Genomic DNA, 15,059 nt, shown 5'->3' on the forward strand with positions numbered 1-15,059 from the left:
TCGTCTCGAATGTGCAAGATGCCGGGGCCCGACGGTGTCTTTGCCCGCTGAGAACATCGAAAGGTGACATCTGACATGGCTCAAACGTTCCTTGGCCAGAAACGTCTTCGTAAATATTACGGCAAAATCCGCGAAGTGCTGGAGATGCCGAACCTCATTGAGGTACAGAAATCTTCTTATGATCTTTTCCTGCGCTCCGGCGATGCAGAACAGCCCACGGACGGCGAAGGCATCAACGGTGTGTTCCAGTCGGTTTTCCCGATCAAGGATTTCAACGAAACCTCCGTTCTGGAGTTCGTGAAATACGATCTGGAAAAACCGAAATACGACGTCGAAGAGTGCATGCAGCGCGACATGACCTACAGCGCGCCGTTGAAGGTCACTCTGCGTCTGATCGTGTTTGATGTCGATGAGGACACCGGCGCGAAATCGGTCAAAGACATCAAGGAACAGGACGTGTTCATGGGCGACATGCCCCTGATGACACCGAACGGAACGTTCATCGTGAACGGCACCGAGCGTGTGATCGTGTCCCAGATGCACCGCTCGCCCGGTGTGTTCTTTGACCACGACAAGGGCAAAACCCATTCCTCGGGCAAACTGCTGTTTGCCTGCCGCATCATCCCGTATCGCGGCAGCTGGCTGGACTTTGAGTTCGACGCTAAAGACATCGTCTTCGCCCGTATCGACCGTCGCCGCAAACTGCCTGTGACGACCCTGCTGTATGCATTGGGTCTGGATCAGGAAGCGATCATGGACGCGTATTACAACACCGTGTCCTACAAGCTGGATAAGAAGAAGGGCTGGGTCACACCGTTCTTCCCCGAGCGTGTACGCGGCACCCGTCCGACCTATGATCTGGTTGACGCCAAATCTGGTGAAGTGATTGCCGAAGCGGGCAAGAAAGTCACTCCGCGCGCGGTCAAGAAGCTGATCGACGAAGGCACCGTCACCGACCTGCTGGTTCCGTTCGATCACATCGTTGGCAAATACGTCGCCAAGGACATCATCAACGAAGAAACCGGTGCGATCTATGTCGAGGCCGGTGACGAGCTGACGCTGGAATATGACAAGGACGGCGATCTGATCGGCGGCACCGCGAAAGAGTTGATCGACGCGGGCATCACCGACATTCCGGTTCTGGACATCGACAACGTCAATGTTGGTCCGTACATGCGCAACACCATGGCGCAGGACAAGAACATGAACCGCGAAAGCGCGCTCATGGACATCTACCGCGTCATGCGCCCGGGTGAGCCGCCCACCGTCGAAGCTGCGTCGGCTCTGTTCGACACACTGTTCTTCGACAGCGAGCGTTATGACCTGTCCGCCGTTGGTCGCGTGAAGATGAACATGCGTCTGGCTCTGGATGCGCCCGACACTCTGCGCACCCTGCGCCGCGAAGACATCGTGGCCTGCATCAAGGCACTGGTGGAACTGCGTGACGGTAAAGGTGACATCGACGATATCGACCACCTCGGAAACCGTCGTGTGCGTTCGGTCGGCGAACTGATGGAAAACCAGTACCGCGTTGGCCTGCTGCGCATGGAGCGCGCGATCAAAGAGCGTATGTCGTCGGTCGAAATCGACACCGTCATGCCTCAGGACTTGATCAACGCGAAACCCGCTGCGGCTGCTGTTCGCGAATTCTTCGGCTCGTCGCAGCTGTCGCAGTTCATGGACCAGACCAACCCGCTGTCGGAAGTCACCCACAAACGCCGCCTCTCGGCGCTTGGCCCCGGTGGTCTGACACGTGAGCGTGCAGGCTTTGAGGTGCGCGACGTACACCCGACCCACTATGGCCGGATGTGCCCGATTGAAACGCCCGAAGGTCCGAACATCGGTCTGATCAACTCGCTGGCGACCTTTGCCCGCGTGAACAAGTATGGCTTCATCGAAACACCGTACCGCGTCGTCAAAGACGCCGAGGTGACCGATGAGGTTCACTACATGTCCGCGACCGAGGAAATGCGTCACACCGTGGCGCAGGCGAACGCGACGCTGGATGCTGATGGCAAGTTCATCAACGATCTGGTTTCGACCCGTCAGGCCGGTGACTACACTCTGGCTCCGCGTGAGAATGTTGACCTGATCGACGTGTCGCCGAAACAGCTGGTATCGGTTGCTGCATCGTTGATCCCGTTCCTTGAAAATGACGACGCCAACCGCGCTCTGATGGGCTCGAACATGCAACGTCAGGCGGTTCCGCTGCTGCGCGCCGAAGCGCCGCTGGTCGGAACCGGGATCGAGGAAAAGGTTGCGATCGACTCGGGTGCTGCGATTCAGGCGAAACGCGCCGGTATCATCGACCAGGTCGATGCCCAGCGTATCGTTATCCGCGCCACCGAAGATCTGGAACTGGGCGACGCTGGCGTTGACATCTATCGTCTGCGCAAGTTCCAGCGTTCGAACCAGAACACCTGCATCAACCAGCGTCCGCTGATCAAGGTGGGTGACACCGTCCAGAAGGGCGAGGTCATTGCCGATGGTCCGTCGACCGATATGGGTGAACTGGCGCTTGGTAAGAACGTGGTCGTCGCGTTCATGCCGTGGAACGGCTACAACTACGAAGACTCGATCCTGATCTCGGAACGTATCGCGCGTGATGACGTCTTTACCTCGGTCCATATCGAGGAATTCGAAGTCGCCGCCCGTGATACCAAGCTGGGTCCGGAAGAGATCACCCGCGACATCCCGAACGTCGGTGAAGAAGCGCTGCGCAACCTCGACGAGGCGGGCATTGTTTACATCGGTGCGGATGTTGAGCCGGGCGATATTCTGGTCGGCAAGATCACTCCGAAGGGCGAAAGCCCGATGACCCCGGAAGAAAAGCTGCTGCGCGCCATCTTTGGTGAAAAAGCATCCGACGTGCGTGACACTTCGCTGCGCGTGAAGCCGGGCGACTACGGTACGGTCGTTGAGGTTCGCGTCTTCAACCGTCACGGCGTCGAGAAAGACGAGCGTGCGCTGCAGATCGAGCGTGAGGAAGTCGAACGTCTGGCCCGTGACCGGGACGACGAGCTGGCGATCCTGGACCGCAACATCTATGCGCGCCTGCAAGGCCTGATCCTTGGTAAAACCGCTGTCAAAGGCCCGAAAGGCGTCAAGGCAGGGTCGGTGATCACCGAGGAGCTGCTGGAAACCCTGACCCGTGGTCAGTGGTGGCAGCTGGCGCTGGAAGGCGAGCAGGACGCACAGATCGTTGAGGCTCTGAACGAGCAGTACGAAGTGCAAAAGCGTGCACTGGACGCTCGTTTCGAGGACAAGGTCGAGAAGGTCCGTCGTGGCGACGACCTGCCGCCGGGTGTGATGAAGATGGTTAAAGTCTTCATCGCCGTGAAGCGTAAGCTGCAGCCGGGCGATAAGATGGCCGGTCGTCACGGGAACAAAGGTGTGATCTCCAAGGTTGTTCCGATGGAAGACATGCCGTTCCTGGCCGATGGTACTCCGGTTGACTTCTGTCTGAACCCCCTGGGTGTGCCTTCGCGTATGAACGTTGGTCAGATCCTCGAAACCCACATGGGTTGGGCCGCGCGCGGCCTGGGTCTGAACATCGATGACGCTCTGGGTGAATACCGCCGTTCCGGCGATCTGACCCCGGTGCGCGAAGCGATGAAGCTGGCCTATGGTGAGAATGTCTACGAAGAAGGCATCACCGGTCTGGACGAGGATGGTCTGATCGAGGCTGCGGGGAATGTGACCCGTGGTGTTCCGATCGCAACCCCGGTCTTCGACGGCGCCAAAGAGGCTGACGTCAACGACGCGCTGGTGCGTGCGGGCTTCTCGGAAAGCGGGCAGTCGGTTCTGTTCGACGGTCGTACCGGTGAGCAATTTGCACGTCCGGTGACCGTGGGCATCAAGTACCTGCTGAAACTGCACCACCTGGTGGATGACAAGATCCACGCGCGTTCGACCGGGCCGTACAGTCTGGTTACCCAGCAGCCGCTGGGTGGTAAGGCGCAGTTCGGTGGTCAGCGCTTTGGTGAGATGGAAGTCTGGGCTCTGGAAGCTTACGGCGCCGCCTACACCCTGCAAGAGATGCTCACCGTGAAATCGGATGACGTCGCCGGCCGGACCAAGGTCTATGAGTCGATCGTCAAGGGCGAGGATAACTTTGAAGCGGGCGTACCGGAATCGTTCAACGTTCTGGTGAAAGAAGTCCGTGGCCTCGGCCTGAATATGGAACTCCTGGATGCGGAGGTTGAGGAGTAAGGGCGCTGCCCTTTCTCCCGTCCCCCCTTCCGCAAGATTTGAGGTAACAAATGAACCAGGAAATCACCAACAACCCGTTCAACCCGCTGACGCCCCCTAAGGTCTTTGACGAGATCAAGGTCTCGCTGGCGTCGCCCGAGCGGATCCTGTCTTGGTCCTATGGCGAGATCAAGAAACCCGAAACCATCAACTACCGGACGTTCAAGCCCGAGCGTGACGGTCTGTTCTGCGCGCGTATCTTTGGCCCGATCAAAGATTACGAATGTCTGTGCGGCAAATATAAGCGGATGAAGTATCGCGGCGTTGTCTGCGAGAAATGCGGTGTGGAAGTCACCCTGCAGAAAGTCCGCCGTGAGCGTATGGGCCATATCGAACTGGCCGCGCCTGTTGCGCATATCTGGTTCCTGAAATCGCTGCCGTCCCGCATCGGTCTGATGCTGGACATGACGCTGCGCGATCTGGAACGCGTTCTGTACTTTGAAAACTATGTCGTTATCGAGCCCGGTCTGACCGACCTGACCTACGGCCAGATGCTGACCGAAGAAGAGTACATGGACGCGCAGGATGCCTATGGCATGGACGCGTTCACCGCCAATATCGGTGCCGAAGCCATCCGTGAGATGCTGGCCCAGATCGATCTGGAAGCCGAAGCCGAGCAGTTGCGCGCTGATCTGGCCGAAGCGACCGGCGAGCTGAAGCCCAAGAAAATCATCAAGCGTCTGAAGGTTGTTGAATCCTTCCTCGAGTCGGGCAACCGTCCCGAGTGGATGGTGATGACCGTGATCCCGGTTATCCCGCCGGAACTGCGTCCGCTGGTTCCGCTGGATGGTGGCCGTTTTGCGACTTCGGATCTGAACGATCTGTATCGCCGCGTCATCAACCGGAACAACCGTCTGAAGCGTCTGATCGAACTGCGCGCGCCTGACATCATCGTCCGCAACGAAAAGCGGATGCTGCAGGAATCCGTGGATGCTCTGTTCGACAACGGCCGTCGTGGCCGCGTGATCACCGGCGCCAACAAGCGTCCGCTGAAATCGCTGTCGGACATGCTGAAAGGTAAGCAAGGTCGCTTCCGTCAGAACCTTCTGGGTAAGCGGGTCGACTTCTCGGGCCGTTCGGTCATTGTGACCGGTCCGGAACTCAAGCTGCACCAGTGTGGTCTGCCCAAGAAGATGGCGCTGGAGCTGTTCAAGCCGTTCATCTACTCGCGCCTTGAAGCCAAGGGTCTGTCTTCGACCGTGAAACAGGCGAAGAAACTAGTCGAAAAAGAGCGTCCCGAAGTTTGGGATATCCTCGACGAGGTGATCCGCGAACACCCTGTCATGCTGAACCGTGCGCCGACGCTGCACCGTCTTGGCATTCAGGCGTTCGAGCCGGTCCTGATCGAAGGTAAAGCCATCCAGCTGCACCCGCTGGTCTGTTCGGCCTTTAACGCCGACTTCGACGGTGACCAGATGGCCGTTCACGTCCCGCTGAGCCTTGAGGCGCAGTTGGAAGCCCGTGTTCTGATGATGTCGACGAACAACGTTCTTTCGCCTGCAAACGGCGCGCCGATCATCGTTCCGTCGCAGGATATGATCCTGGGTCTCTATTATGTGACCCTGGAACGCGAAGGCATGCCGGGCGAAGGTAAGGTGTTCGGGTCGATCGACGAAGTTCAGCACGCGCTGGATTCCGGCGAAGTGCATCTGCACTCGAAAATCACCGCGCGGATCACGCAGATCGACGACGAAGGCAACGAAGTTCAGAAGCGCTATGAGACCACTCCGGGCCGTCTACGCCTAGGTGCTCTGCTGCCGATGAACAACAAAGCGCCGTTCGATCTGGTCAACCGCCTGCTGCGGAAGAAAGAAGTGCAGCAGGTGATCGACACCGTCTACCGGTATTGCGGTCAGAAAGAGTCGGTCATCTTCTGTGACCAGATCATGTCGATGGGCTTCAAAGAAGCGTTCAAAGCGGGCATCTCGTTCGGTAAGGACGACATGGTCATTCCAGACGACAAGTGGGGCATCGTTGATGACACCCGCGGTCAGGTGAAGGACTTTGAACAGCAGTACATGGACGGCCTGATCACTCAGGGCGAAAAGTACAACAAAGTTGTTGATGCCTGGTCGAAGTGTAACGACCGCGTCACCGAGGCCATGATGTCGACGATCTCGTCGTCGGATCGGGCTGAGGATGGCTCCGAGCAGGAACCGAACTCGGTCTACATGATGGCCCACTCCGGTGCGCGTGGCTCGGTCACTCAGATGAAACAGCTGGGCGGTATGCGCGGCCTGATGGCCAAGCCGAACGGTGACATCATCGAGACGCCGATCATCTCGAACTTTAAAGAAGGTCTGACCGTTCTTGAGTACTTCAACTCGACCCACGGTGCCCGTAAGGGTCTTTCGGATACCGCTCTGAAGACGGCGAACTCAGGTTACCTGACCCGTCGTCTGGTGGACGTGGCGCAAGACTGTATCGTTCGTGAGATCGACTGTGGCACCGAGCGTGCGATCACTGCCGAAGCTGCCGTGAATGACGGAGAGGTTGTCGCCTCGCTGGCCGAACGTGTGCTGGGTCGTGTGGCGGCTGACGATGTTCTGCGTCCGGGCACCGATGAGGTGATCGTGGCCGCAGGTCAGTTGATCGACGAACGTATGGCTGACACCATTGATGAGGCCGGCGTTGCCTCGATGCGCATCCGCTCGCCTCTGACCTGTGAGTCCGAGGAAGGCGTCTGCGCAACCTGCTACGGCCGTGACCTTGCCCGCGGTACTATGGTGAACACAGGTGAAGCTGTCGGCATCATCGCCGCGCAGTCGATCGGTGAACCCGGTACACAGCTGACCATGCGGACCTTCCACATCGGTGGTGTTGCGCAGGGTGGTCAGCAGTCGTTCCAGGAAGCCAACCAGGAAGGCGTTGTTGCGTTTGAGAACCCGCAGATCCTGGTCAATGCCGCAGGTGAAAGTCTGGTCATGGGCCGGAACATGAAGCTGGTGATCAACGACGAACACGGCGAAGAGCGGGCCAGCTTCAAACTGGGCTACGGCTCCAAGCTGTTCGTCAAGGACGGCACCAAAGTGGCCCGTGGCGACAAGCTGTTCGAATGGGACCCCTACACCCTGCCGATCATCGCCGAAAAAGCCGGTACTGCGAAATATGTCGACCTGGTTTCGGGCCTTGCTGTCCGCGACGAGACCGACGAAGCAACCGGTATGACCCAGAAGATCGTGATCGACTGGCGCGCGGCCCCCAAGGGCAGCGACCTCAAGCCCGAGATCATTCTGGTTGGCGAAGATGGCGAGCCGGTCCGCAACGATGCGGGCAACCCGGTTCACTACCCGATGTCGGTGGATGCGATCCTGTCGGTCGAAGACGGTCAGAAGGTCGAAGCTGGTGACGTTGTTGCGCGTATCCCGCGCGAAGGTGCCAAGACCAAGGACATCACCGGTGGTCTGCCGCGTGTGGCCGAACTGTTCGAAGCGCGTCGTCCGAAAGATCACGCGATCATCGCAGAAGCCGATGGTTACGTGCGCTTTGGTCGCGACTACAAGAACAAGCGCCGCATCAGCATCGAACCGGCTGACGAGTCCATGGAGACCATCGAGTACATGGTGCCCAAGGGCAAGCACATCCCGGTCGCCGAAGGGGACTTCATCCAGAAGGGTGAATACCTGATGGACGGTAACCCGGCTCCGCACGACATCCTGTCCATCATGGGTGTCGAAGCGCTGGCGGATTACATGATCGACGAGGTGCAGGACGTCTATCGTCTGCAGGGCGTGAAGATCAACGACAAGCACATCGAGGTCATCGTGCGCCAGATGCTGCAGAAGTGGGAGATCCTGGATTCAGGCGACACCACCCTGCTGAAAGGCGAGCATGTCGACAAGCAAGAGTTCGACGCGGCCAACGAGAAGACCATTGCCCGCGGTGGTCGTCCGGCACAAGGCGAGCCAATCCTTCTGGGGATCACCAAAGCCTCGCTGCAAACGCGTTCGTTCATCTCTGCGGCGTCGTTCCAGGAAACCACCCGCGTCCTTACCGAAGCGTCGGTTCAGGGCAAGAAAGACAAGCTGGTTGGCCTGAAAGAGAACGTCATCGTTGGTCGTCTGATCCCCGCCGGTACCGGTGGGGCCACTCAGGCCGTCCGCCACATCGCCCAGTCGCGTGACAATGTGGTCATCGAAGCCCGTCGGGAAGAGGCCGAAGCCGCTGCTGCTCTGGCGGCGCCCAGCTTTGATGACGACATGGTAGGGGATGAGCTGGACGTTCTGGTGGAAACACCGGAAAGCCGCGAGTAACCCTCGGATCTGAGAGACAGAAAAGGCCCTGCGATTTCGCGGGGCCTTTTTGTTTGCGCCCCCGCAGCGCGCTTTCACAAAGAAAATTATCAATGTGGATCTGTTTGTGGCATGGTTGCGCAAAGCAGAGGAGGGGCCGCCATGACAACCCGGCAAACGCAAGGGCGCAAGCGCCTGTATGACAGCATTTTGGACACTGTCGGAGACACGCCCTGCGTGCGCATCAACAGGATCGCGCCCTCAAACGTGACGGTCTACGTGAAGTTCGAAGCGTTCAATCCGGCCAGTTCCGTCAAGGATCGTCTGGCTCTGAACATCATCGAAGCGGCCGAGCGGGACGGTCGTCTGAAACCGGGTCAAACGGTTGTCGAAGCGACCTCGGGCAATACCGGGATTGGGCTGGCGATGGTCTGTGCGGCCAAGGGCTATCCTCTGGTTGTGACCATGGCCGACAGTTTTTCGGTCGAGCGGCGCAAGCTGATGCGGTTCCTGGGGGCCAAGGTTGTCCTGACTCCGCGCGCCCAGAAAGGGTTCGGCATGTATACCAAAGCCAAGGAGCTGGCCGAGCAGAATGGCTGGTTCCTCGCCAGTCAGTTTGAAACCGCGGCAAATGCCGACATTCATGAAAACACCACCGCGCGGGAGATTCTGGCGGATTTCGACGGGCAGAAGCTCGACTATTGGGTGACGGGTTATGGCACTGGCGGAACCGTCTCGGGCGTGGCGCGGGTTCTGAGGAAAGAACGCCCGGACACGAAGATTATCCTGACGGAACCTGCGAATGCGGCGATTGTCTCGTCGGGCTATGTGAACACCCGCAACGACACGCACCAGCCGACAGAAAGCCATCCGAACTTCGAGCCGCATCCGATCCAGGGCTGGACGCCTGATTTCATTCCCTGGGTCTTGCAGGAGGCCATAGATAACGGCTTCTATGATGAGTTGATCCCCGTGCCCGGCGTAGACGGTATTGCCTGGTCGCGCCGTCTGGCTGCGGAAGAGGGGATTTTCACCGGCGTATCGGGCGGGTCCACATTTGCGGTGGCGATGAAACTGGCTGAAGCCGCGCCGGACGGATCGGTGATGCTGGTGATGCTCCCAGATACCGGCGAACGGTATCTTTCGACCCCGTTGTTTGAAGGGGTGGAAGAAGAGATGACGGATGAGGAGATCGCGATCTCTAAATCGACGCCATCAGCCCAGATGACGGACTGAAGCGACTGGAAAACAACCGGTTACAGTTGCTCTTCGTGAAAAAATTTTAGGATCGAGACGCGCGAATTGACTTTGCGTGAGATTGAAGCGTGAATACCGCCATTGTTTGAAGGCCGAGTATTGTTTGAATGAGTCCAAATGTTAAAGGCGCACTGCTGATGATGGCCAGCATGGCCGCGTTTACAGTGAATGACACGCTGGTCAAAATCGCGCTGCGAGAATTGCCCTTGTTTCAGTTGGTTGCGATCCGGGGGGCTTTGGCGACTCTGCTTGTTTACGGGTTGGCGCGCCATCTTGGGGCGTTGCATCTGAATTTTTCGCGGCATGACAAATGGTTGGTCTCAATTCGCTGTGTTGCCGAACTATCTGCGACGTTTTTCTTTCTGACTGCGCTCAAGAACATGCCGTTGGCGAATGTGACTGCGGTTCTTCAGGTGTTGCCGCTGACCGTGACCTTGGGGGCAGTTCTGTTCTTCTCGGAACATATCGGCTGGCGTCGCATCATGGCGATTGTTGTCGGGTTCATGGGCATGCTGCTGATCGTTCGGCCCGGCCCGGACGGGTTCAGCGTCTACGCGATCTATGCGTTGCTGGCCGTGGTCTCGGTGACGATCCGAGACTTGATCACCCGGCGCATGTCACCGCAGGTTCCATCACTGGTGGTGACCCTTGCCACCTCGCTATCGATCTCGGTCGCAGCAGGTCTGGTGTCGACGTTTGAGGGTTGGGTCAACCTGTCCGGCGGCAATGCTGTTTTGGTGGCATCGGCGGCTGTGTTTGTCCTGATCGGATATCTGTGCAGTGTGATGGTAATGCGAGAAGGCGAGGTCGGTTTCATTGCGCCCTTCCGCTACTCTAGCCTGATCTGGGCCTTGGGCTTGGGTTGGGTCGTGTTTGGCGAATGGCCCGATGCGGTGACCTTGTTCGGCGCCGGGCTGGTTGTAGCCGCCGGTTTGTTTACCCTGTTCCGCGAAAGAACAACTCAGGGCGCGCCGTGAACCTGCCGGACGATGCTTTGATCAATGGCAAAACGGGCGATGAACTCTCCCTCAAGCTCGGGGCTTAGTGCTGAGAGTTCGCGGTCATAGTTGCGCGCCCCGCGTGAGTCGTTGAACCTGTTGAGCGAACGCACCCACATTGGTGCATCGGCATAGCTGACGATGGGCATGAAGCGGCCCATGCGATGATGGGTAAAGCTGATGATCGTCTGTTTGCAGCCGCCTGCGATATGCATCCCAAGACCCACGCCCAAAAGCGGTTTATGCGTTGGTTTCGCCGTGATCCCATCGGCATTCAGCCGGGCGAAGAAGCCTTGGTTGAAATCAATGCCGACAATGGTGTTGCGCTCCATCAGGCCCTTGCTGTCGCGGGCGGATTCGCGCAGACGTTCAACGAAATCCACGGATACCGCGTCGTCATCGTCGTGGCGGAATTGGATGCAAGGCTGAGCCGGGTCTTTGCGGGCTGCGTTCAGAATATCCTTCATGATATGGCGATGCGATTTGTCGGCCCGAGGCGACTCCTCGACGATCCGGACCTGTTTCACATCTGCTGTCAGGTCGTGTAGCCGGTCATAGGCATCTTTGGGCAGGCAGTCTCCGATCACCACCAGCAGCTCGAAATCCTCGTCGGTGTGTTCGCGAAAACAGGGCAGGGTCGAGGACTCAAACAGTCGGAACCTCTCTTCCAGACGGGTAGGGCTGTAGAGGTGACGACGCCGATCATCCAGGTTTTCATGTTCGGTCTGAAAGCTGCCAAGGGCTGGAAAGGAAAAGCGGCAAAGGCCGATAACCTGCATCTGTCATCCATCGCAAAGAGTTCTGCGCTCACTATGCCGGGCTATGCCTGCACCCGCAACGCCAGAAGAGGCTGGCCGGAGCGCGCAATCGTTGATATCACAGCGCAATCCGGCCAGTTTTGCGCACTGGGGTAAGTGCTGTTGACACTTGGGCCGACTCCCCCTATTACGCGCGTCATCTCGGTACCGGGGGCCGCCCCAAAACCGATTTCAGTAATGAACTGGTCAAGACCCGGACAATTTTGCAGTTCGCGTCCTCTGATAACCAACCGCGACGTTCACCTCGGAATGGGAACGCTCGCGGGTTTTGCGCTTGTGGACGCATAAGTGCAGCAAATTTAACCGCACGCAATGCGCGTGCATGTCATGTGTGTTGCAAAACGGGGAAGAAACCGGAATGCCAACTATTCAACAGCTGATCCGCAAACCGCGGCAGCCCAAAGTAAAACGCTCGAAGTCCATGCACCTGGAGCAGTGCCCGCAGAAACGCGGCGTCTGCACACGTGTATATACAACCACACCGAAGAAGCCGAACTCGGCTATGCGTAAGGTTGCCAAGGTGCGCCTGACCAACGGGTTCGAGGTCATCTCGTACATCCCCGGTGAAAGCCACAACCTGCAGGAACACTCGGTTGTTCTGATCCGTGGCGGCCGTGTAAAAGACCTTCCCGGTGTGCGTTACCACATCCTGCGCGGTGTTCTGGATACTCAGGGCGTCAAAGATCGTAAGCAACGTCGTTCGAAATACGGCGCGAAGCGTCCCAAGTAAGAAGGAGAGGCTGATATGTCACGTCGTCACGCCGCCGAAAAACGCGAAGTCCTGCCTGACGCCAAATTTGGCGACAAGGTTCTGACAAAATTCATGAACAACCTGATGATCGACGGCAAAAAGTCGGTCGCAGAGCGCATCGTTTACAACGCGTTTGACCGCGTTGAGAACAAAATCAAGCGCGCACCTGTCGAGGTGTTCCACGAAGCGCTCGACAACATCAAACCGTCGGTCGAGGTTCGCTCGCGCCGGGTTGGTGGTGCAACCTATCAGGTTCCGGTCGAAGTGCGCCCCGAGCGCCGCGAAGCACTGGCCATCCGCTGGCTGATCACTGCTGCGCGTGGCCGCAACGAAAACACCATGGAAGAACGCCTCGCCGGCGAACTGCTGGACGCTGTACAGTCCCGCGGTACCGCCGTGAAGAAGCGCGAAGACACCCACAAGATGGCCGAGGCGAACAAAGCCTTCAGCCACTACCGTTGGTAATTCAGAGGCTTATCAAAAATGGCACGCGAATATCCGCTCGAACTATACCGTAACTTCGGTATCATGGCGCACATCGATGCAGGTAAAACCACCTGCTCGGAGCGTATCCTGTATTACACTGGTAAATCCCACAACATCGGTGAGGTGCACGATGGTGCAGCCACCATGGACTGGATGGAGCAGGAGCAGGAACGCGGCATCACCATCACTTCGGCTGCGACCACCACTTTCTGGGAGCGCACCGAGGACGGTCAAACCGCCGATACCCCCAAGCACCGCCTGAACATCATCGACACCCCCGGCCACGTTGACTTCACCATCGAAGTTGAGCGTTCGCTGGCGGTTCTCGACGGTGCCGTCTGCGTTCTGGACGCAAACGCCGGTGTTGAACCCCAGACCGAAACCGTGTGGCGTCAGGCTGACCGCTACAAGGTTCCGCGTATGGTTTTCGTCAACAAGATGGACAAGATCGGCGCAGACTTCTTCAACTGCGTTCGCATGATCGAAGACCGTACCGGCGCACGTGCTGTTCCGGTTGGTATTCCGATCGGCGCCGAGTCCGAACTGGAAGGTCTGATCGACCTGGTCACCATGGAAGAATGGCTGTGGCAGGGTGAAGATCTGGGCGCAAGCTGGATCAAAGCTCCGATCCGCGACAGCCTGAAAGACATGGCTGACGAATGGCGCGGTAAGATGATCGAAGCGGCCGTCGAAATGGACGACGACGCGATGATGGAATACCTGGAAGGCAATGAGCCCGACGTTCCGACGCTGCGCGCCCTGCTGCGCAAAGGGACCCTGGACATCGCGTTCGTTCCGGTTTTGGGTGGTTCGGCGTTCAAGAACAAAGGCGTTCAGCCGCTGCTCAACGCTGTGATCGACTATCTGCCCAGCCCGCTGGACGTTGTTGATTACATGGGCTTCAAACCCGGCGACGAAGAAGAAGTTCGTGACATCGCCCGTCGTGCAGACGACGAAATGGCCTTCTCGGGTCTGGCGTTCAAAATCATGAACGACCCCTTTGTTGGCTCGCTGACCTTCACTCGGATCTACTCGGGCACCATGAACAAGGGTGACTCGATCCTGAACTCGACCAAAGGTAAGAAAGAGCGCATCGGTCGTATGATGATGATGCACTCGAACAACCGGGAAGAGATCGAAGAAGCGTTTGCAGGCGACATCATCGCGCTGGCGGGTCTGAAAGATACCACCACCGGTGACACTCTGTGTGATGCGAAGGATCCGGTGGTTCTGGAAACCATGACCTTCCCTGATCCGGTTATCGAGATCGCGGTTGAGCCTAAAACCAAGGGCGACCAAGAGAAGATGTCCCAGGGTCTGGCCCGTTTGGCCGCCGAAGACCCGTCCTTCCGTGTGGAAACCGACCTGGAATCGGGTCAGACCATCATGAAAGGCATGGGCGAACTTCACCTGGACATCCTGGTTGACCGTCTGAAGCGCGAGTTCAAGGTTGAAGCGAACATCGGTGCACCGCAGGTGGCCTATCGCGAAACCATCTCGATGCCGGTCGAGCACACCTACACCCACAAGAAACAGTCGGGTGGTTCGGGTCAGTTCGGTGAGGTCAAGCTTGAGATCACTCCGACCGAGCCGGGCGAAGGGTATTCGTTCGAAAGCCGTATCGTTGGTGGTGCCGTTCCGAAGGAATATATCCCGGGTGTTGAAAAAGGCATCCAGTCCGTCATGGACAGCGGCCCTCTGGCTGGCTTCCCTGTGATCGACTTCAAGGTTGCCCTGCTGGACGGTAAGTTCCACGACGTTGACTCGAGCGTTCTGGCATTCGAAATCGCAGCCCGTATGTGTATGCGTGAAGGCATGCGTAAAGCAGGCGCGAAACTGCTTGAACCGATCATGAAGGTCGAAGTGATCACCCCGGAAGAATACACTGGCGGTATCATCGGCGACCTGACCTCGCGTCGTGGCCAGGTTTCTGGTCAGGAACCGCGCGGCAACGCGATCGCGATCGACGCGTTCGTTCCGCTGGCGAACATGTTCGGCTACATCAACACTCTGCGTTCGATGTCGTCGGGCCGTGCCCAGTTCACCATGCAGTTCGACCACTACGATCCGGTTCCGCAGAACATCTCGGACGAGATCCAGGCGAAATACGCATAACCAAAGATTTGAGGGAGCGTGGGTATCACGCTCCCTTCATTACCGAAAAAGGAGGCCATCATGGCAAAGGAAAAGTTTGAGCGTACAAAACCGCACGTCAACATCGGCACGATTGGGCACGTTGACCATGGTAAGACGACGCTGACCGCAG

9 protein-coding genes are annotated in these 15,059 nt (G+C 58.0%); 8 read left to right on the top strand and 1 reads right to left on the bottom strand.

All coding sequences use genetic code 11. The annotated features are described in order from the left end of the window. Positions 1-75: 75 nt before the first annotated feature. The 4 genes from rpoB (at position 76) to ACR0KL_RS21670 (ending at position 10,717) form a co-directional block, all read left to right on the top strand. A complete protein-coding gene (gene rpoB / locus ACR0KL_RS21655; protein WP_170375383.1) occupies positions 76-4,212 on the top strand; it encodes a DNA-directed RNA polymerase subunit beta in 4,137 nt (1,378 codons plus the stop codon). Positions 4,213-4,262: 50 nt separating this feature from the next. Beyond that, positions 4,263-8,504, top strand: a complete 4,242-nt coding sequence (gene rpoC / locus ACR0KL_RS21660; RefSeq protein WP_170471243.1) for a DNA-directed RNA polymerase subunit beta' — start codon at positions 4,263-4,265, stop codon at positions 8,502-8,504. Positions 8,505-8,645: 141 nt separating this feature from the next. Next, complete coding sequence (locus ACR0KL_RS21665; RefSeq protein ID WP_170677870.1) at positions 8,646-9,719, top strand: pyridoxal-phosphate dependent enzyme; 1,074 nt, start codon at positions 8,646-8,648, stop codon at positions 9,717-9,719. Between the two features lie 128 nt (positions 9,720-9,847). Continuing rightward, positions 9,848-10,717, top strand: coding sequence for a DMT family transporter (locus ACR0KL_RS21670; protein WP_170471239.1), 870 nt, complete (start codon positions 9,848-9,850; stop codon positions 10,715-10,717). On the opposite strand, the gene ACR0KL_RS21675 is transcribed toward ACR0KL_RS21670, so the two are convergent. Further along, on the bottom strand, positions 10,702-11,517 hold the full coding sequence (locus ACR0KL_RS21675; RefSeq protein WP_170677868.1) for a putative rhamnosyl transferase: 816 nt from the start codon (positions 11,515-11,517) through the stop codon (positions 10,702-10,704). The two genes, ACR0KL_RS21670 and ACR0KL_RS21675, sit on opposite strands and share 16 nt — an antisense overlap. A 397-nt stretch (positions 11,518-11,914) precedes the next feature. On the opposite strand from ACR0KL_RS21675, the gene rpsL reads away from it, so the two are divergent. The 4 genes from rpsL to ACR0KL_RS21695 all read left to right on the top strand — a co-directional run. Then, positions 11,915-12,286 carry a 30S ribosomal protein S12 gene (rpsL, locus tag ACR0KL_RS21680; protein WP_005621086.1) on the top strand — a complete coding sequence of 124 codons (372 nt, stop codon included), beginning with the start codon at positions 11,915-11,917 and terminating at the stop codon, positions 12,284-12,286. Between the two features lie 15 nt (positions 12,287-12,301). Beyond that, positions 12,302-12,772, top strand: a complete 471-nt coding sequence (gene rpsG / locus ACR0KL_RS21685; RefSeq protein WP_039529242.1) for a 30S ribosomal protein S7 — start codon at positions 12,302-12,304, stop codon at positions 12,770-12,772. A gap of 18 nt (positions 12,773-12,790) precedes the next feature. Then, on the top strand, positions 12,791-14,908 hold the full coding sequence (gene fusA / locus ACR0KL_RS21690) for an elongation factor G (protein WP_170375372.1): 2,118 nt from the start codon (positions 12,791-12,793) through the stop codon (positions 14,906-14,908). Positions 14,909-14,968: 60 nt separating this feature from the next. Then, positions 14,969-15,059: GTP-binding protein (locus ACR0KL_RS21695; protein WP_215675807.1), on the top strand; the 91-nt coding region annotated here is incomplete at its 3' end.

The organism is Ruegeria sp. C8 (assembly GCF_056537565.1).